The 19,358-nt window shown below is 72.4% G+C and carries 15 protein-coding genes; 6 read left to right on the forward strand and 9 right to left on the reverse strand.

Features of this window, described 5'->3' with window-relative positions:
* Positions 1-142: 142 nt before the first annotated feature.
* From AB0C21_RS07675 to AB0C21_RS07695, 5 genes are all read right to left on the reverse strand, one after another.
* Positions 143-865, reverse strand: coding sequence for an RDD family protein (locus tag AB0C21_RS07675; RefSeq protein ID WP_500203237.1), 723 nt, complete (start codon positions 863-865; stop codon positions 143-145).
* Positions 866-953: 88 nt separating this feature from the next.
* Complete coding sequence (locus AB0C21_RS07680; protein ID WP_500203238.1) at positions 954-1,241, reverse strand: DUF2752 domain-containing protein; 288 nt, start codon at positions 1,239-1,241, stop codon at positions 954-956.
* Positions 1,242-1,804: 563 nt separating this feature from the next.
* Positions 1,805-2,590: a PP2C family protein-serine/threonine phosphatase gene (locus AB0C21_RS07685; protein ID WP_500203239.1), complete on the reverse strand. Its 786-nt coding sequence runs from the start codon at positions 2,588-2,590 to the stop codon at positions 1,805-1,807.
* 36 nt (positions 2,591-2,626) lie between these two features.
* Positions 2,627-3,328, reverse strand: a complete 702-nt coding sequence (locus tag AB0C21_RS07690; RefSeq protein WP_500203240.1) for a response regulator — start codon at positions 3,326-3,328, stop codon at positions 2,627-2,629.
* The gene (locus AB0C21_RS07695) at positions 3,325-4,464 is read right to left on the reverse strand and encodes a GAF domain-containing sensor histidine kinase (RefSeq protein WP_500203241.1); all 1,140 of its coding nucleotides are present in this window, start codon (positions 4,462-4,464) and stop codon (positions 3,325-3,327) included. Before AB0C21_RS07695 ends, AB0C21_RS07690 begins: the two co-directional genes overlap by 4 nt.
* A 214-nt stretch (positions 4,465-4,678) precedes the next feature.
* Here AB0C21_RS07695 and AB0C21_RS07700 point away from each other — a divergent pair, with 214 nt between their 5' ends.
* The 5 genes from AB0C21_RS07700 (at position 4,679) to AB0C21_RS07720 (ending at position 11,720) form a co-directional block, all read left to right on the forward strand.
* Entirely contained in the window at positions 4,679-5,347 is a 669-nt protein-coding gene (locus tag AB0C21_RS07700) for an SDR family NAD(P)-dependent oxidoreductase (RefSeq protein ID WP_500203242.1), read from the forward strand.
* A 23-nt stretch (positions 5,348-5,370) separates the two neighbouring features.
* The gene (locus AB0C21_RS07705; RefSeq protein ID WP_500203243.1) at positions 5,371-6,702 is read left to right on the forward strand and encodes an MFS transporter; all 1,332 of its coding nucleotides are present in this window, start codon (positions 5,371-5,373) and stop codon (positions 6,700-6,702) included.
* Entirely contained in the window at positions 6,699-7,742 is a 1,044-nt protein-coding gene (locus AB0C21_RS07710) for an S-adenosylmethionine:tRNA ribosyltransferase-isomerase (protein ID WP_500203244.1), read from the forward strand. Before AB0C21_RS07705 ends, AB0C21_RS07710 begins: the two co-directional genes overlap by 4 nt.
* A 63-nt stretch (positions 7,743-7,805) precedes the next feature.
* A complete protein-coding gene (serB, locus tag AB0C21_RS07715) occupies positions 7,806-9,008 on the forward strand; it encodes a phosphoserine phosphatase SerB (protein WP_500203245.1) in 1,203 nt (400 codons plus the stop codon).
* A gap of 525 nt (positions 9,009-9,533) precedes the next feature.
* On the forward strand, positions 9,534-11,720 hold the full coding sequence (locus AB0C21_RS07720) for an FUSC family protein (RefSeq protein ID WP_500203246.1): 2,187 nt from the start codon (positions 9,534-9,536) through the stop codon (positions 11,718-11,720).
* 4 nt (positions 11,721-11,724) lie between these two features.
* On the opposite strand, the gene AB0C21_RS07725 is transcribed toward AB0C21_RS07720, so the two are convergent.
* From AB0C21_RS07725 to AB0C21_RS07740, 4 genes are all read right to left on the reverse strand, one after another.
* Positions 11,725-12,195 carry a SixA phosphatase family protein gene (locus AB0C21_RS07725; RefSeq protein ID WP_500203247.1) on the reverse strand — a complete coding sequence of 157 codons (471 nt, stop codon included), beginning with the start codon at positions 12,193-12,195 and terminating at the stop codon, positions 11,725-11,727.
* Positions 12,196-12,479: 284 nt separating this feature from the next.
* Positions 12,480-14,942 (reverse strand): sodium-translocating pyrophosphatase, encoded by a 2,463-nt coding sequence (locus AB0C21_RS07730; RefSeq protein ID WP_500203248.1) that lies wholly within the window; start codon positions 14,940-14,942, stop codon positions 12,480-12,482.
* Positions 14,943-15,975: 1,033 nt separating this feature from the next.
* Entirely contained in the window at positions 15,976-16,425 is a 450-nt protein-coding gene (locus AB0C21_RS07735; protein ID WP_500203249.1) for an ATP-binding protein, read from the reverse strand.
* 16 nt (positions 16,426-16,441) lie between these two features.
* A complete protein-coding gene (locus AB0C21_RS07740; RefSeq protein ID WP_149260123.1) occupies positions 16,442-16,795 on the reverse strand; it encodes an STAS domain-containing protein in 354 nt (117 codons plus the stop codon).
* Positions 16,796-17,043: 248 nt separating this feature from the next.
* Between AB0C21_RS07740 and AB0C21_RS07745 the strand changes: the two genes are divergently transcribed.
* Positions 17,044-19,353 (forward strand): DEAD/DEAH box helicase, encoded by a 2,310-nt coding sequence (locus tag AB0C21_RS07745; protein ID WP_500203250.1) that lies wholly within the window; start codon positions 17,044-17,046, stop codon positions 19,351-19,353.
* Positions 19,354-19,358 lie beyond the last annotated feature (5 nt).

Below are 19,358 nucleotides of genomic sequence, written 5' to 3' on the forward strand. Positions count from 1 at the left end.
CGGACCCGCTCTTGCCGGGGGGTGTGGGGGGTCGCCCCCCACAGTGAAACAACCGGTTTCTGGAGCGGAGCGCTAGCGGAGCGGTCCCTGCAACGCGAAGCGGGGCGCCCCGGTGGGGCGCCCCGCTCTCGTGGGTCGTGGGTCAGGCGCGGACCACGATGGTGTTGCAGATCTTGTCGGCGAAGGTCTGCTTGCGCTCGTCCCACAGCGGCCAGAGGTAGCCGAGGTAGCACACGGCGCCGTCGGCGATGTGCGCGAGCTTGCGCACGAACGCCATGCCGAAGCCGATGGGCTGGCCGGTCTGCGCGCTGACGAGGCGGATGCCCATCTGGCGCTTGCCGATGGACTGGCCGGTGGTGCCCTCCTGGTAGCAGATCCACAGGCCGCCCGCGATGGAGATGGCCGCGCCGATCAGCATGAGCAGGAGCCCGAACAGCGCCGCGCCGCTGCTGCCGGAGCTGCTGAGGACGATCATCAGGATGTACAGCACGAACACCGGACCGGCGAAGATCAGGTAGTCGATGATGTAGCCGCCGGCGCGCGAGCCCCACTCGGCGAGCTGGCCGGTCGAGCCGTAGTGGTGGTGGTGCACCTCGTAACCCGGCTGGGACGGCGCCGAGGGCGCACCGTAACCGGGCTGGGCCGGGGGCTGCTGGCCGTAGCCGGGCTGCGCCGGGGGCTGGCCGTAGCCCGGCTGGGCCGGGGGCTGCTGGCCGTACCCGGGCTGCGCCGGAGGCTGCTGGCCGTAGCCGGGCTGCCCGCCGGGCTGGCCGTAACCGGGCTGGGCCGGGGGCTGCTGGCCGTACCCGGGCTGTTGCTGCCCGTAGCCCGGCTGCTGACCGTACGGGTCGTAGGGGTTGCCCACACTTGCTCCTTATAGATTGACCCTGTGGTTATGTGACGCCCGCCGGACCCGGTGGGCTCCGCAAGTCTGACCGAGGACCGACCGCGGCTCAAACCCGCAGAACACCGAACCGGACGAGCTGCCACAGCTCCGACCCCACGAGGGCGGTGCCGAGCATCCAGGCACGGGTCTTCGGCTGGAGTGCCCACCACCGTTCACCCAGTCCCAGCGGTGCGGTGGCGACGGCGACGGCGCCGGTGAGCGCGACCGGGTTCGCGAGCACGGCGTGGCCGGGGCGGCCCGAGCCGAACTCGATGAACACGGTCGTGCCCCCGCACAGGGGACACGGGATTCCGGTGAGCGCCCGCAGGGGACAGAGCACGCCGGGGTCGTTCACGCGATGGATCCATGACGCGCCGACGGCCGCTACGGCCATCGCCGCGACGCGCAGCACCACACCCAGGGGTCTGTGCCGCGCTGCGGTGAGGGTCCGGCTGACGATCCTCCCGAGCGCACCTTGCGGTACCCCGGCGGACGCCGCCCCGGGCGCTCCCCCCAACGAATCCTCCGCCTCGATGACATACAGGTGAGTGACCCGTATATCGGGTGCACCCTATGGTGGGTCAAGTCCTGGCAACGATCCGCTACGGGACCGTTACTCATCGCTAGGCGACACCACCTCTCGGGCAAGAGTAGGACAAATCGCCAGCTATATGGGCACTCTTTCGCGTTAGAGCATGAATGAATCGTCCGATTCCGGCGCTCGGTGAACGTGGCGAGCCCGCGATCCGTAGGCGGCCGGGGATGTGCGGGGGCGGAGGGGAAGCCGAGCATCCCGTGCGGCATCGCGGAGGGGGGAACGCTCGTCGACGCCGCCCTGTCCGGCCCGGGACATGACGAAGGCACGCGGCGTCCGGGCCGGTCCGACCGTCCGGCCCGGGAGCAGGGCCGGGGCGGGGGTCAGGCCTGGGCGGCGGCGCCGACGACGACGGGGCCCTCGGCGCCGGAGAGGTGCTCGGCCTCGACGACGTCGGCGATGACGGCGGTGATGTTGTCGGGACCGCCGTTCTCGCGGGCCTGCTCGATCAGCCGGTCGACGGCGCGCTGCGGGTCGGCCTCGGCGGACAGCACCTCGTAGATCTTCTGCGCGTCGACCGGGCCGCTCAGGCCGTCCGAGCACAGGAGGTAGCGGTCGCCCAGGCGGGCCTCGCGCAGGCGCAGGTCGGGCTCGCGGTCGTCGCGGCCGTCCAGCACCCGGTACAGCACGTGCGAGAGCCGGGACGTCTCGGCGGGGTCGGCCACCTGGCCGGCCTGCTCGGCCTCCGCCTTGAGCAGCTCGTCCATTGTGTGGTCCTGCGTCATCTGGAAGAGCTCGCCGTCGCGCAGCAGATAGCCGCGCGAGTCTCCGACGTGCGCCAGCGCGACGGACTCGCCGGACCAGAGCATGGCGGTGAGCGTGGTGCCCATCCGGCTCAGGTCGGGGCGTTCCTCCCGGACGATGCGCAACTTCTCGTTGGCCTCGGCCACGGCGCGGCCCAGCATGTCGACAAGATCGTCTTTATGGGCATCGGTGTCCAGCGAGCGCAGGGAGCCGATGACGGTCGAGCTCGCGACCTCGCCGCCCGCATAGCCGCCCATGCCGTCCGCGACCGCGATCAACCGCGCACCGGCGTACCCGGAGTCCTCGTTGTTCTCCCGGTTGCACCCGATGTCGCTGCCTGCTGCGTACCTGATTGCTACGTTCATACCAATTTCGATGACGATCCTGTCAGAGGAGTTGTATCAGCCGCGGGCAGTGGTCTTCCCGGTTTCACCGGCCGCACTCGTGTTTCCGACACCGTGCCGGACCGCGTAGAGCGCCGCCTGCGTCCGATCCTGGACTCCCAGTTTCATGAGCAGATTACTGACGTGCGTCTTGACCGTCTTCTCGGACACCACGAGGGCGCGGGCGATCTCGCGGTTGGACCTGCCCCGCGCTATGTGCACGAGCACCTCCCGTTCCCGTTCGGTCAGCGCGGCGAGGCCGCGGTCGTCCCCTCCCGCGCCACCCGCCGTCCCGTCCCGCAGCATCGCCTCGGCCGCGTCGGGCGCGAACAGGACGTGCCCGTCGTTGACCGCCCGGATCGCCTGGACGAGCGCCTGCGGGTCGACGTCCTTGTACAGGTACCCGGCCGCCCCGGCCTGGACCGCCGGCAGCACGTGCCCGCGTTCCGTCACGCTGGTCAGGACGAGGACCCGTGCCGTCACCCCGCGAGCCCGCAGCTCCGCCAGCGCGGTCAGGCCGTCGGCGCCCGGCATCTTGAGGTCCATGAGCACGATATCGGGCTCCAGGGATTCGGCCAGTGTCACGGCCGACGTGCCGTCCTCGGCCTCCCCGACGACCTCGATGTCGTCCTGGATGCCGAGGAAGGTGCGCAGGCCCTGCCGGACGACCGGATGGTCGTCGGCGATCAGGACCCTGATCTTTCCCCGCGCGGCGCTCACAGCGGCACCTCCAGCCGGACGGTCGTGCCTCCGCCGGGCGTGGCGTCGATCGTGAGCTCGCCGCCGATCGAGTACGCCCTCTCGCGCATGGAGGTGAGACCCAGTCCGCCCTGGGGCTCCACCTCGGACGCGTCGAAACCCGTGCCGTCGTCGGAGACCTCAAGCACTGCCCGCTCCTCCTCCGTGCGGAGACGGACCTGCACGGTGCCCGCCCCGGCGTGGCGCAGCGCGTTGTAGAGCGCCTCCTGGGTGATGCGGTAGGCGACGGCCTCGTGCCCCTCCGGCAGGACGACGGCTTCGTCCGCGCAGAGGCGGACCGTGGCCTCGTGCGCCCGGTCGAGCACCTCGACGTGCTTGCGCAGCGACGCCACGAGGCCGTCCGCCAGATCGGCGGGACGCAGCTCGAAGATGACGGCGCGCAGCTCGGCGAGGGCCTCGGCGGCGAGCCGCTCCACCTGCTGGAGCTCCTGGACGGTCCGGACCGGGTCGCGCTCGGCCAGCGCGGACGCGGTGCGGGCCGTCAGCCGCAGCGAGAACAGCTTCTGGGCGACGGCGTCGTGCAGCTCGCGGGCGAGCCGGTTGCGTTCGGCGACGACCGTCAGCTCGCGGTTGTGCTCGTACAGGCGGGCGTTCGCCATCGCGATGGCGGCGTGCGCGGCGAACAGGGTGAGCAGGTCTTCGTCGTCCTGGGTGAAACCGCCCGGACGGCGCTTGTTGGCCAGGAAGATGATGCCGAGGACGTCCTCGCCGTCGCGGATCGGCACGCCGAGGAAGTCCTTGAGGACGGGGTGCGCGACCGGCCAGCCCTCGAACTCGGCCTCCTTGCGGATGTCGCTGAGGCGCTTCGGCGCGTCGGCCTTCAGCATCGCGGCGAGCATGCCGTGCTGGCGGGGCAGCGGGCCGATCCGCTCCCATTCCTCTTCCGAGACGCCCTCGACGACGAACTCGGCGAACGACCCCTCGTCGTCGGGCACCCCGAGGGCCGCGTAGCGGGCGTCCAGCAGCTGCGCCGCCGCCCGGACGATCACCTGGAGGACCTCGTGCACGGACAGGTGCCGGGTCACCGCGAGCACGGCGGAGCTGACGGCGTGCAGGGTCGCGCCCTGGTCGCCGCGGCAGCCCTCGTCGGTCACCATCCCGGCCTCTCGTTCTCCCCCCGGCGGACGCCCTGCGGCGCCCGCATGTGAAGACCGTACTCTCTAGGCGGGTCTTCTCGAATCAGCCGCCGGGAGTACGTGCCGCCCCGGCCCTCCCATGCGCGGGGGACGCCGGTCCTAGGACCATCTGACGACCGTCCGAAGGGCCCGTCGGCCGATGCCTCCGGACGCGCCGGTTCCTAGCGTCGAGAGCATGAAGACGGCACTGATCACCGGGGCCTCGCGGGGCCTCGGCCGGGCTCTCGCCCGCACCCTCGCGGAGGACGGCTGGACCCTCGTCATCGACGCCCGCGATCCCGGCGATCTGCGGGCGGTCGCCGACGAGACCGGGGCGACGGCGATCCCCGGGGACGTCGCCGACCCCGAGCACCGGGCCGCCCTCGCCCGCGCGGTCGAAAGCGGGCTCGACCTCCTCGTCAACAACGCGAGCACGCTCGGCCCGACGCCGATGCCCCGGCTCGCCTCGCTTCCGGCGGACGCCCTGGCGGACACCTTCGCGACGAACGTCCTGGCGCCGCTCGCGCTGATCCAGGCCGTCCTGCCCGGCCTGCGGGAGCGGCACGGCGCGATCCTCAACATCACCTCGGACGCGGCCGTGGAGGGCTACGAGACGTGGGGCGGCTACGGGGCGTCCAAGGCCGCGCTGGAGCAGCTGTCGAACGTCCTCGCGGCCGAGGAGCCCGACGTGGCCGTGTGGTGGGCGGACCCGGGCGAGATGAACACCGCCATGCTCCGCGCGGCCGGGGAGGACGCGGACGCGGCCCCGCCGCCCGAGGAGGCCGCCGCCGCGCTCCACCGGCTCGTCTCCGGCCGCCTCCCCAGCGGGCGCTACCGCGCGGCGGACCTGGCGGCGGCGCGATGACGGCCGTCCTTGATCATGATCGGGTGACAACAGAACAGGGCATACTGGGCGCGGGACTCCGGGCCGCGACCTTCGGGATCGTCCTGGTCGTGACGCTGCTGGCGTTCGAGAGCATGGCCGTCGGCACCGTCATGCCGGTCGTCGCGAACGACCTGGACGGCCTGTCCCTGTACGCGTGGGGCTTCAGCGCGACCCTGATCACGAGCCTGCTGGCCACCGTGCTCGCCGGCGGCTGGGTCGACCGGTCTGGTCCGACCCGGCCGTTCCTGGTCGGGCTCGGCGTGTTCGTCACCGGACTCCTGATCGCGGGCGCGGCGCCGTCCATGGGGGTGTTCGTCGCCGGGCGCGCCGTGCAGGGCCTCGGCACGGGCGTCCCGCTCGTCGCCCTGTACGTGGTGATCGCCCGCGTCTACCCGGAGGACCTGCGGTCCCGGGTGTTCGCCGCGCTGTCGGCCGCCTGGGTGCTGCCGTCGCTGATCGGCCCGGCGGCCGGGGGCGCCCTGGCCGAGCACGCCGGCTGGCGCTGGGTGTTCCTCGGCCTCGTCCCGCTGGTGATCCCGCCGGCGCTGCTGCTGCTCCCCGTGCTGCGCGGCATCGCGCCGTCCGCCGCCGCCCGCGCTCCGGGCCGGTCGCGGTACCCCGCCGCCCTCTGCGTCGCCGCCGGCACCGGCGTCCTCCTCTACGGCCTCGACGGCTCGGGCTGGACGATGCTGCCCGCGGCCCTCGCCGGCCTCGCCGCCCTGGCGTTCGGGCTGCCCCGGCTGGTGCCCGCCGGGACGCTCCGGCTCCGCCGCGGGCTGCCGAGCGTGATCCTCGTCCGGGGCCTGCTGTCGGGGGCCTTCTTCGGCACCGACGTCTTCATCCCGCTGGCGCTGACGCGGCTGCACGACTTCAGCGCCACGCAGGCGGGGATCGTCCTGACGGTCGGTGCCCTCGGCTGGTCGGCGGCGTCCCAGATCCAGGGCCGGTCCGAGCGCCCCCGCGAGTTCTACGCCCTCCTCGGCGCCGTGCTCGTGACCGTCGGGATCGTCCTCGCCACCGTCGCCCTCCGGTTCTCCGGCTGGCTCGCCGCCCCCGCGTGGGTCGTCGGCGGCGCCGGGATGGGCTTCTCGATCGGCAGCCTCTCGGTCCTGCTGCTCGACCTGTCGGCCGAGGACGAGCAGGGCGTCAACTCGTCCGCGCTGCAGATCAGCGACACCCTCGGCTCGTCCCTCGTGGTCGGGGTCGCGGGCGCGCTGGTCACCGGCTTCGGCGCCGCCCGGCTGGACGCCGGGCTCGCCGTCGCCGGGGCGCTGTTCGCCGCGATCGCCGCGTTCGGCGTGATCGCCGCTCTCCGTCTGGAGGTCCGGACATGACCGTCGACTTCACCCTCCCAGCCGCGCTGGAGGCCCACGAACCGCCCGAGGCGCGCGGCCGGACCCGCGACGGAGTCCGGCTCCTGGTCTCCCGGCGCGCCACCGGCGAGGTCTCCCACCACGGGTTCCGCGACCTGCCCGCGCTGCTCGACCCGGGCGACCTGCTCGTGGTCAACACGTCGGCCACGCTGCCCGCCGCCGTCCGGCTCGACCGGATCAGCGTGCACTTCTCCACCCCGGTGCCCGGTGCCGACGACCGGCTGTGGCTCGTCGAGCTGCGCCGCCTCACCGGCAAGGCCAGCCGCCCGTACACGGGGGGCTCCCCCGGCGAGTGGATCCCGATGCCCGGCGGCGCCACCCTCACCCTCGTCGGACGCCACCGGCACCCCTCCCGGGGCGAGTCCGACCGGCTCTGGCAGGCCCGGCTGAGCACCGACGTCGTCCCCTACCTGCGGCGCCACGGAGTGCCGATCCGGTACGGGTACGTCCGCCGCGACTGGCCGGCCGCCGCCTACCAGACCGCCTTCGCCCACGACCGATCCGCCGGCGGCGCGGAGATGCCGAGCGCCGCCCGCCCGTTCACGCCCGAACTCGTGACGCGGCTGGTGTCGCGCGGCGTCCTGATCGCCCCGATCACCCTGCACACGGGCGTCGCGTCCCCCGAGGCCCACGAACCGCCCTACGCCGAGCGCTACACCGTCCCCGAACCGACGGCGGCGCTGGTCGGGCACGTCCGGGAGCGCGGCCACCGGGTGATCGCCGTCGGCACCACCGCCGTGCGCGCCCTGGAGACGGCCGTGGACGCCGCCGGACGCGTCCAGGCGTCCTCCGGGTGGACGGAGCACGTCGTGACCCCCGAGGGCGGTGTCCAAGCCGTGGACGGCCTCCTCACGGGCCTGCACGAGCCCAAGTCGTCCCACCTGATGATGCTGACCGCCATCGCGGGCCACGCCCTGCTCACCGCCACCTACGAGGCCGCCCTCGCCGAGAGCTACCTCTGGCACGAGTTCGGCGACCTGAACCTCATCCTGCCCGGATAGCGTCTCGCATGCCGGACCTCACGGGCGGGGCTCCCGGCGCGGCCGGTACCGTTGGTATCAGTTATGGACGGGTCAGCAGAGCGCACGCTGCTCATCACACTCACCGGACGCGACCGCCCCGGCGTCACGTCCCGCCTCTTCCGCACACTCTCGGAGTTCCCGCTGACGGTGGCGGACGTCGAGCAGGTCGTGATCCGCGGCCGGCTCGTCCTCGGCGTCCTGCTCGCCTACTCCGAGGGCGCCGACATCGGACGGGTCTGGAACGCCGCCGAACGCGTCGCGAACGACCTCGACATGGAGATCGAGCTGTCCACCGGGCGCAACAAGCGGATGCCGAAGCGCAGCGGGCGCCTGCACGTCACCGTCCTCGGCAACCCGCTGATGCCCGCCGCGATGGCCGGCATCTCCGGGCGGATCTCCGCGCACGGCGCCAACATCGACCGCATCGAGCGCCTCGCCCAGAACCCCGTCACCTGCATCGAGATGGACGTCTCCGGCGCCGACCCCGACGCGCTGCGCGCCGCCCTCACCGCCGAGGCCGTCGAGCAGCGGGTCGACGTCGCCGTCCAGCACAGCGGCCTGCACCGGCGCGCCAAGCGGCTCATCGTCATGGACGTCGACTCCACCCTCATCCAGGGCGAGGTCATCGAGCTGCTCGCCGAGCACGCCGGCTGCCTCGACGAGGTCGCCAAGGTCACCGAGGCCGCCATGCGCGGCGAACTCGACTTCGAGGGCTCCCTGCGCGAGCGGGTCGCGCTCCTCGCCGGCCTGGACGCCTCCGCCATCGACGCCGTCCGCGACAAGCTCCGCCTCGCCGCGGGAGCCCGCACCATGGTCCGCACCCTCAAGCGCCTCGACTACAAGTTCGCGATCGTCAGCGGCGGCTTCACCCAGGTCACCGACGCCCTCGTCGAGGACCTCGGCATCGACTACTCCGCCGCCAACACCCTGGAGATCCAGAACGGCAAGCTCACCGGCCGCGTCACCGGCCAGGTCATCGACCGCGCCGGCAAGGCCGCCGCCCTGGAGCGCTTCGCCCGCGAGGCCCGCATCCCGATCAGCCAGACCGTGGCGATCGGCGACGGCGCCAACGACCTCGACATGCTCCAGGCCGCCGGCCTGGGCATCGCCTACAACGCCAAACCGGTCGTCCGCGAGGCCGCCGACACAGCCGTCAACGTCCCCTACCTGGACACGATCGTCTTCCTACTGGGCATCTCCCGCGAAGAGGTAGAGGCCGCCGACGCTCTTGACTCCCAGGGGTAGCTGTGTCTTCCCAGGGGGGCGACCCCCTGGAACCCCCGTTGCGACGCAGGCGATCCTCACGCCGCCGTTGCGGTTTCTTGTGCCCGTGACGGCTTGTGCGGCGTCGCTGCGGTCGCCTGCGTCGGCGGGCAGGCGCGCTGCGCTCGCTGCGCTCGCTCCACGCGCCTGCCCGCGCCCCGGCTGAGCACCCAGTCCAAGAGGGTGTGAACCGTGCACGTCCAACGCTCTTGGATGTGCCACGCTGTAGCGCTCTCGGAGTGGACCTGAGCGACGGCGCGGGTCGGGCGGCCGGAAGGCGCTCTGGCGCCTGGAGGCCGCACGACCCGCCGAGCCGGGCGACCGCAGCGCCACGCCACAACCCCGCACGGGCACGGCGACCTCAGCCGTGGCGTGAGGATCGCCCGGCTCGCAACGGGGGTTCCAGGGGGTCGCCCCCCTGGGGAAAAGGGGTAAACACCTCCCATGCTTCGGCGGGCGCGGGGGGCTTATGCCCAAGTTCATGGGCGGGCCGCGCCGTTCTACGGGTTGGCCTCCGCGATCGCGGTGGCCGTGCCGCTGCTCGCGGGGGCGCTGACCGGGCATGCCGCGCAGGGGTCGGTGATCGCGCTCGGGGCCTACCTGGTCGCGCAGCGGGCGCCGGAGGGGCCCTACGGGGCGCGGGCGCGCAATCTCACGGTGGGCGTGCTGATCGTCGCGGTCGGGGCCGGGGTGGGCGGGCTGCTCAGCGGGCATCCATGGCCGGCCGTGATCGTGGTGCCGCCGCTGGTCGCGCTCGGCGTGGCGGTGCCGCGGATCGGGTCTACGGCCGGGCTCGCGGTGCTGCTGAGCGCCATCCGGCCGCCGTCCGCGGACGTGCTGGGCATCGGGGTGCTGGAGCTGGTGGGCGGGCTCCTCACCGCCGGGCTGCTGCTGGCGCCGTGGCCCGCGCGGCGGCTGCGTCCGCTGCGGGAGGCGCTGAGCGAGTCGGCGGACGCGGTCGCCGAGGCGTTGGACGCCGTGGCGCAGGACGTGGGCGCCCATGACGCGGGGCCCCTCGACTCCGTCGAGATGACGAATCCCGACCTGCTGGCGGTGACCCGGATCCCGGACTGGGAGGCCAAGCGGCGGGCGGCCTCGGAGTCGCTGACGGCCGTGCGCGCCACCTACGCGCTGTACCGGACGGGGCGGCCGGGGAACGAACCCACGAGGCCCGAGCGGCTCATCGACGCGCTGGGGCGCGTGCTGCACGAGACGGTGACGCTCCAGGCCGTCCTGGAGGCGGCGAAGAACTATCCGCCGGACCGCGAGTGGCAGTTGGAGACGCAGACGGCGATCTCGGCGCTGGCGGCGCGGCTGCGGCTGCTGGCCGGGGCGGTCGCGACGGCGGGGGAGGCGCCGCTCGGCCGCGAGGAGTCCGCCGCCGTCCGGCGGATGGGCCGCGCCGCCGAGCAGATCAGGCGCGCCGGGCTCGCCGGCGACGAGGACCTCGTCGCGGTCGCGCTGATCGGCCAGGTGCGCCGCTCCGTCGACCGCATCGCCGGCGAGGTCGCCTCCACGCGCCGGCTCGTCGCGGGCGGGCTGCGCATCGGGTTCACGGTGCCGCGGATCCCGGGCACGCTCGACCCGATGCCGCTCTGGGACCGGGTGCGCCGCGCCGTCCGCACGCGGTCCCCGAGGTTCCGGCAGGTGTCGCGGGTGTACGTGACGGCGGCCGTGTCGATGGCCCTCACCACCGTGCTGGGGATCCGGTACGGGCACTGGCTCACGATCACCGCGATGCTGAGCCTGCGCGCCACCTACGGCGAGACCGTGGACCGGCTCGTCCAGCGCGTCGGGGGCACCGCGGCCGGGGCCGCCGTCGCCGCGGTCATCCTGACGCTCGCCCCCGGGCAGCCGACGGTCGTGGGGTTCGCGTTCTGCTTCGCGGTGGCCGGGTTCGCGATGGAGTCGGTGAACTTCGCCTACTGGGCGCTGTTCGGGACGCCCCTGGCGATGATGCTGCTGGACTTCTCCACCCCCGCCGACTGGCGCACCGCCGGCGCGCGGATCGCGCTGACGTTCGCCGGGTCGCTCCTGGCGTACTTCGCCGCCTTGACGCTGTGGCCCGCCGGGCACCTCGAACTGCTGCCCGGCCAGCTCGAACGGCTCATGCGCACGCACGCGGGGCTCGTCCGGGCGACGGCGGACGTCCTCTCCGGGGAGAAGGTCCGGCTGCCGCACGACACGATCGTCACCGCGGAGCGGGCGGCCGAGGCGGTCGCCGAGACCCGGACGCGGCTCGGCCACGAGCGGGTGCCCGACACCGGGTTGATGGACCGGCTGCGCAGGGCCGCGGCCGCCGCGCACCGCGCCCGCGACCACCTCATCGCGGTCGCGAAGATGTCCCGCGAGCAGGCCGTGGACACCGGGCCGATCCCCGAGATCCTCGACCGCCTGGCCGACCAGCTGGAGGAGGCGGCCGGCCTGCTGGAGGAGCCGGGGGAGCGCGACCCGGAGGCGGGCGCGCCCGTCGAGGAGCTCGCCGATGAACTCGCCGAACTCGACTCCTACCTGTCCACGCTCACCCGGCGACGCCGTGCGGAACTGAAGGAGGGCGTCGGCCCGGACGAGCTCACGCCGCTCCGGCACGCCCTGCTGCAGGTGTCCGGGACGCGCTACACGATCAGGGAGCTGCGCCGGGACGTGAACCAGGTCATCGAGTCGTCGCTGGAGGCCGCCGCGCCGCGCCGGTGAACCGTCAGTCCTTCGGAGTGCGGACGGTGCGGAGTTCGCCGAGGCCCGGCCGGACGTCCACCCAGTCGCCGGACGGAAGGTCGATCACGGCGAGGGCGCAGGTGGGGAAGGCGTCGGGAGCCTGGCCGGTCAGGTCGTGGACGAGCTGGTGCACCGACGGGTTGTGCCCGACCAGCAGGAGCCGGTCGGTCTCGTCCGGCGCCTCGCGGATGAGGGCGAGGAGCCCCTCGGGGTCGTTGTCATAGATGCCGGGCTCGAAGCCGACCTCCGCGTCCAGCGCCAGCCGGGCGAGCGTCTCCCGGGTGCGGACGGCGGGCGAGCACAGTACGCGGTCGGGGACGAGCCCGGCCGCGCGGAGCCACTCCCCGGTCGCGGTCGCGTCGCGGTGTCCGCGGTCGGTCAGGGCACGGTCTATGTCGGGTTTGCCGAAGCCGGCCTCGGCCTTGGCGTGGCGGAGCACGATGAGCGTGGGCATGGCCGCCACATTAGGGGGCTACGAGGGCCGCCAGAGTCCAGAGCACGAGCATGATGCCGAGCATTCCGCCGAGCACGAGGGCGAAGCCCTTGGGCCCCGACATCGTCGGCTTGCCGCCGCTCGCCACGGCCGCCTCCCGAGTTCGATACGTCTGCGTCGGGGACGGACGTCCCCGCTATCTCCCGTACAGCGTACGACCGGTCCCGCGCGCCCGGGACGGGACCCCCGGAGACGCGGAAGGGGGCCGGCGGCGAGTCGCCGCCGGCCCCCTCGCGTTCAGGTGGTCAGGACTTCCCGGCGGACGACTCCTCGGTGCCCGACTCGGCCTTGGTCCCGGCCGGCTCGGCGCCGACCGCGGCCTCCGGGCCCTTCTCGAGGGACGCCGCGCCGTCGTCGCTCCGCACGGCGTCCGGCTCCGGCTTGCCGCCCTCGACGGCCGGGTCGCCGGACTGGCCGCCGATCGGGTCGGCGCGCCGCTTGGAGATCACGATCGCCGCGACGACGACCGCGACGGACAGCACGGTGACCCCGACGCGCAGCGGCGTGTTGCCCGCGTAGGTCACCACCGCGTCCGCGATCAGCAGCGCGACCAGGTTCATCACCTTGATCAGCGGGTTGATCGCGGGACCGGCGGTATCCTTGAACGGGTCGCCGACCGTGTCGCCGATGATCGTGGCCTCGTGCGCCTCGCTGCCCTTGCCGCCGAGGTGGCCCTCCTCGACGAGCTTCTTGGCGTTGTCCCAGGCGCCGCCGGAGTTGGCGAGGAACACCGCCATCAGCACGCCCGCCGCGATGGCGCCGCCGAGGTAGGCGCCGAGGGGCGCGTACCCGAGCGCGAAGCCGACCGCGATCGGCGTCATGATGGCCAGCAGGCCCGGGGTGGCGAGCTCGCGCTGCGCGTCCCGGGTGCAGATGTCCACGACCCGGTCGTAGTCGGGCTTCTCGGTGTAGTCCATGATCCCGGGCTTGGTGCGGAACTGCTCGCGCACCTCGACCACGACCCGGCCCGCCGCGCGGCCCACCGCCATGATCGCCAGGCCGGAGAACATGAACACCACGGCCGCGCCGATGATCAGCCCGATCAGCACGTTCGGGCTCGCGATCGACAGGTTGAAGTTCAGGAAGTCCGCGCCGATCGCGTCCCTGGCGCTCTTCGAGGCGCCGTCGAGCGCCGCGATCACCGTCGTCCGGAACGAGCCGAACAGCGCGGTCGCGGCGAGCACCGCCGTCGCGATCGCGATGCCCTTGGTGATGGCCTTGGTGGTGTTGCCCACCGCGTCCAGCCGCTCCAGCACCGCGGCGGCCTCGCCCTGGACGTCCCCGGACATCTCGGCGATGCCCTGGGCGTTGTCGGAGACGGGCCCGAAGGTGTCCATAGAGACGATCACACCGACGGTGGTGAGCAGCCCGGTGCCGGCCATCGCCACCGCGAACAGCGCGACGGTGGTGTTGCCGAAGCCGAGCAGGAACGCCCCGTAGACGGCGGCGCCGATCACCAGCGCGGTGTAGACGGCCGACTCCAGGCCGAGCGAGATGCCCGACAGGATGACGGTCGCGGGACCGGTCCTGGCGCTGTCGGTGACCTCCTTGACCGGCTTGCGGTTGGTCTCGGTGAAGTAGCCGGTGAGCAGCTGGATCGCGCTGGCGAGCACGATGCCGATCAGGACGGAGCCGAGCGCGACCCAGCGCGGGTCGGCGTCCAGTCCGGCGATGGCCTTGTCGCGGACGCCGTCCAGCTCCGCGAAGGACGAGGGCAGGTACACGAACGCGGCGACCGCGACGAGGATCGCCGAGATCGCCGCGGAGATGAAGAAGCCCCGGTTGATCGCGGTCATCCCGGAGCGGTCGCCGGCGCGGGGCGCCACCGCGAAGATGCCGATCACCGCGGTGATCACGCCGATCATCGGCACGATCAGCGGGAACACCAGGCCCTGGTTGCCGAACGCCGCGGTGCCGAGGATCAGCGCCGCGACGAGCATGACCGCGTACGACTCGAACAGGTCGGCGGCCATGCCGGCGCAGTCGCCGACGTTGTCGCCCACGTTGTCGGCGATCGTCGCCGCATTGCGCGGGTCGTCCTCGGGGATGCCCTGCTCGACCTTGCCGACCAGGTCGGCGCCGACGTCGGCGGCCTTGGTGAAGATGCCGCCGCCGACTCGCATGAACATGGCGAGCAGCGCGGCGCCGAAGCCGAAGCCCTCCAGCACCTTCGGCGCGTCGCCCTGGTAGGCGAGGACGACGACGGCGGCGCCGAACAGGCCGAGGCCGACGGTGAACATGCCCGCGACACCGCCGGTGCGGAAGGCGATCCGCATCGCGGTCTTCTCGCCGCCCTCCTCGCGGGCGGCCGCGGCGACCCGGACGTTGCCCCGGACCGCCAGCCACATGCCGGTGAACCCGGTGACGGCGGAGAAGATCGCGCCGATGACGAAGAAGACGGACCGGCCGATCCGCTCGCCGGTGGAGTCGGCGGGCAGGAGCAGCAGGACGAGCGGGATCAGGACCACGAAGATCGCGACCGTGCGGAACTGGCGTTTCAGGTAGGCGCCTGCGCCCACCTGAACGGCGCGCGCGATCTCTTGCATCTTGGCGGTGCCCTGGCCGGCGGCCAGGACATCGCGTACGAGACCCGCGGCGACGGCCAGTGCGAGCAGTGCGATCACGGCGACGACGACGACCAGGGAAAGGTCGCCGCCGCCAAGATCCACTTCAGCGCTGGCCGGGCTTGACAGGGAAAACCCGGGCATCCGTCCTCCTCGACAGGGGCGTTGCGATCGCGACCGACATAAAAGCGATCTTTACCGCGTACCCCACGAGTCATGATTTCGAACGCCTCGCACGGCAACGCGGGTGCCGGGAGTCTACGCACGCGTAAGTCGAATGTTAAGGCCGCGACGCCCTTCATGAAGATGTCGCCGAAATGAAACACGCGATACGCCGGAAATTGACCCATTGGCCTGATCGGACAGCGTCCTCCCAGGTCAGACCGGGCCAGGCGCTTATTACCCCGCCGATACCTTGACGGGCACGGGGCATGACCGGCACATCGGCACGACCACCGGCGTCCGCATTCAAGCTAGGCATTAACACGGAATATGTCCAGACCCAAATCGGGTCGGATCCCCGACGATCACAAGAGAATCTCACACCACCCGCACCACCAGCCCCACAAGCCCCACCGGTGCCCCCCGCGGTCACCACCCTGACCCCGCCACACCCCGCCTCCAGCCCCGTACCCGATACCAGGGGTAGGGGCGAGGCCCAGCGACACCGAGCTGCGATCAGGCCAGGCGGACGACTCATGTGCGCCCGTTGGGTAGCCCCGCACCTCTGGACGCAGCGGATGCGGTGTGCCTGTGACTCGGTCTAGCTCACGCTCTGTGGTGTATTCGTGCCGAGGGCTCGCCGAGGAGCCGGCGGCTAGGGGGCGCGGGCGTTGGTGCAGGCGGTGGCACTCGTCGCCGAGGACGCTCTACACGAGGGCGGAAGTGGTACCTCCGCCGCGGAGGTCCATGCCGAAGGGCCGTACTTCAGTGCGGCGCGCAGGGCTCGCCTTGCTCACCACCCGCACCCGCTACTGCAACAACCTCAGCCGCCACCGCAACCCCGCGACAACCTCGATGGCTGCGATCGCGTCCGAAGGCAGGTTCAAGCGAAGCGAGAACCTGATCGCGCAGCGAGCCGCCAGGCGAGTCGGAGCGATGCCAGCGATCGCCCGCAGTGCTCTTGTCCTTCGGGCCCCCAAGGCCCGAAGGACAAGAGCACTGCCAGTGAACACAGCTAGATGGTCGCCTCGGCTTCGGCCGGCCAGCTCATCCGTATCTGGACCCCCTTCGGCGTGGTCGCGATCTCCACGTCGTCGGCGAGCCCGGCGATGACGGCCAGACCCAGTTCAGCAGTGCCCTCACCCAGGCCGTACTCGAACTCGTCCACTCCCTCGTCCAGGGCGGCGGCGGGGAGCCCCTCCGGGGGGAGGTCGCCGGGGACGGTGTCGCTGACGGTCACCTCGAAGCGGCCTTTCTCGCCGCGCAGTTCGAGGGTGACGGGTTCGTCCGGGCAGTGCCGGCGATGCGCTTCCACGGCACGGGAGCACGCCTCGCCGACCGCGAGCCGCACCTCGTCCAGCAGAGGTTCGGCGACCCCGCTGCGGCGGGCGACGGCGGTCACGATCAGCCGGGCGGTCCGGACGTGGACGGGCAGCGCGCTGAAGGACAGTTCAACAGTCGACATTTCAGCCGCGGGCCGCCTACTTGGCGCCCTTGCGCTTCTCCTCGGCCTCGGCGATCGAGTTGTGAATGCCGAAGACCTTGGTCAGCCCCGTGATCCGGAAGATCTTGAGGATGCGCTCCTGGGTGCACACGAGCTCCAGGGAGCCGTCGTGGGCGCGCACCCGCTTCAGCCCGCCCACGAGCACGCCGAGCCCGGTCGAGTCGAGGAACTCCACCTTCTCCATGTCCACGAGCAGGTGGAACTTGCCCTTGTTCACCAGGTCGATGAGCTTCTCGCGAAGCTTCGGCGCCGTGTAGACGTCGATCTCGCCCTCCACGTTGATGACGGTGAGGCCATCGTCGGTGGTGTAGTCGTTAACCTTCAGATCCACAGATCCTCCACGCGCCGTGCAGCACTATCCGATCCCGCCGCCCGGCCCCTCGGAGGGCGGCCGGACGCCGAGACTTCGCCGTGATTCAACCACGCTCCGGCGTCGTGTACGCACGTAATCGCCCACACGGGCGAAAGTTCGCGCCATCCCGCCTGACCTGCTGATCTCAGGTTCAGAGCAGGGGGAACAGGCCCTCCGGCGCCGGGGCGTTCCCGTTGTTTTGCCCCGGCTGGCACACTGAAAACCTGATGGGCGCCCAAAGATCCTCAACTCCCCTGGACCGGCTGCTCGCCGATCCCGCGCGGCGCGAACGCATCACCCATGTGGAGAGCGTTCCCGCACGTCGCGGCCGCCGGGCGGCGTGGCCCGACTGGTCACCCCCGCTGCTGGTGGAGCGGCTCGCCGCCGCCGGCATCGACGCACCGTGGGAGCACCAGGCCGCGGCGGCCGAGCACGCCCGCGCCGGCCGGTCTGTGATCATCGCCACAGGGACGGCCTCCGGCAAGTCGCTCGCCTACCTGCTGCCCTGCGTCGAGGCGATCTACGCGGGCGACGAGAACCCCCGCAACGAAGGGACCGTCCTCTACCTCTCGCCGACCAAGGCGCTGGCCGCCGACCAGCTCCGCGCTCTGCGCGCGCTGCGGCTCACGCGCGTGCGCGCCGCGACCTACGACGGTGACACGCCGCAGGACGAGCGGACGTGGGTCCGCCAACACGCCAACTACGTGATGACCAACCCCGACATGCTGCACCGGTCGATCCTGCCCGGGCACGCCCGATGGTCGTCCTTCCTGCGCCGGCTGAAGTACGTCGTCATCGATGAGGCCCATGGGTACCGCGGCGTCTTCGGCTCGCACGTCGCACAGGTTCTGCGTCGCCTCCGCCGGGTGTGCGCGCGGTACCACTCGTCCCCCACGTTCATCCTCGCTTCGGCGACCGCGTCGGAGCCCGCCACGGCCGCGTCCCGTCTCACCGGTCTCGACGTGGTCGCCGTGGACGACGACGCCTCCCCGCGTGGGCCCGCCACCTTCGCCCTGTGGGAGCCGCCCCTGACGGACCTGCGCGGTGAGCAGGGCGCCCCCGTCCGCCGCACGGCCACCGCTGAGGCCGGCGACCTCCTGGCCGACCTTGTCGTCGAGGGCGTGCAGACGCTCGCCTTCGTCCGGTCCCGGCGCGGTGCGGAGTCGGTGGCGCTCAGCGCCAAGCGCGCTCTGCACGAGGTGGCCCCCGGCTTGGCCGAGCAGGTCGCCGCCTACCGCGCCGGCTATCTGCCCGAGGAACGGCGCGCGCTGGAGGCCGCCCTCCGCTCCCGCTCGATCATCGGCCTGGCGAGCACGAACGCCCTGGAGCTCGGCGTGGACGTCTCCGGGCTCGACGCGGTCCTGGTGTGCGGCTGGCCGGGCACCCGCGCGTCCCTGTGGCAGCAGGCGGGACGTGCCGGACGTTCCGGGCAGGCGGCCCTGTCCGTCCTGGTGGCCCGCGACGACCCGCTCGACACGTTCCTCGTCCACCACCCCGAGGCGATCTTCGGGACGCCGGTCGAGGCCACCGTGCTCGACCCCGACAACCCCTACGTCCTCGAACCGCACCTGTGCGCGGCGGCGTCCGAGCTGCCGCTCACCGAGGACGATCTCCCCCTCTTCGGCCCCGCGACCGCCGACCTGCTGCCGGACCTGGTGCGCCGCGGCCTCCTGCGCCGCCGTCCAGCCGGCTGGTACTGGACGCGCCGTGACAGGGCCTGCGACCTGGCCGACATCCGCGGCGCGGGCGGCGCACCCATCCAGGTCGTCGAGGCGTCCACCGGGCGGCTCCTCGGCACCGTGGACGAGCCGTCCGCGCACACCACCGTCCACGAGGGGGCCGTCTACATCCACCAGGGCGAGTCGTTCATCGTGCAGACCCTCGACCTGGACGACTCCGTCGCACTCGTCGAGGCGGCCGACCCCGACTACTCGACCACCGCCCGGGACGTCACCGACATCAGCATCGTGGAACGGCTCCGCTCCGTCTCCTGGGGCGAGGCCACACTGAGCTTTGGAACCGTCGAAGTCACCCGGCAGGTGGTCGCGTACCAGATGCGCCGCATGCAGACGGGGGAGATGCTCGGCGAGAAGCCCTTGGACCTGCCGCCCCGGACCCTCCGCACGCGCGCCGTCTGGTGGACCCTCTCCGAAGCCCAGATCTCGCGTCTGGACGACCTCGACCTGGCAGGCGCGGCCCACGCCGCCGAACACGCCTCAATCGGCCTGCTCCCCTTGTTCGCCACGTGCGACCGCTGGGACATCGGCGGCGTCTCTACGGCCGTCCACCCCGATACCGGGCTCCTCACCGTCTTCGTCTACGACGGCCATGAGGGCGGCGCCGGATTCGCCGAACGAGGCTACGGCGACGCCGCCGCCTGGCTACGCGCGACCCGCGACGCCATCGCCTCCTGCGAATGCGACTCGGGCTGCCCGTCCTGCATCCAGTCCCCCAAGTGCGGCAACGGCAACGACCCCTTGGACAAACAGGGTGCCCTGGACCTCCTAGCCGTCCTCCTGGCCGAAGCCCCCGAATAACCCGG

The organism is Spirillospora sp. NPDC049024, from assembly GCF_040649235.1.
In the GTDB taxonomy this organism is placed as follows: Bacteria; Actinomycetota; Actinomycetes; order Streptosporangiales; family Streptosporangiaceae; genus Spirillospora.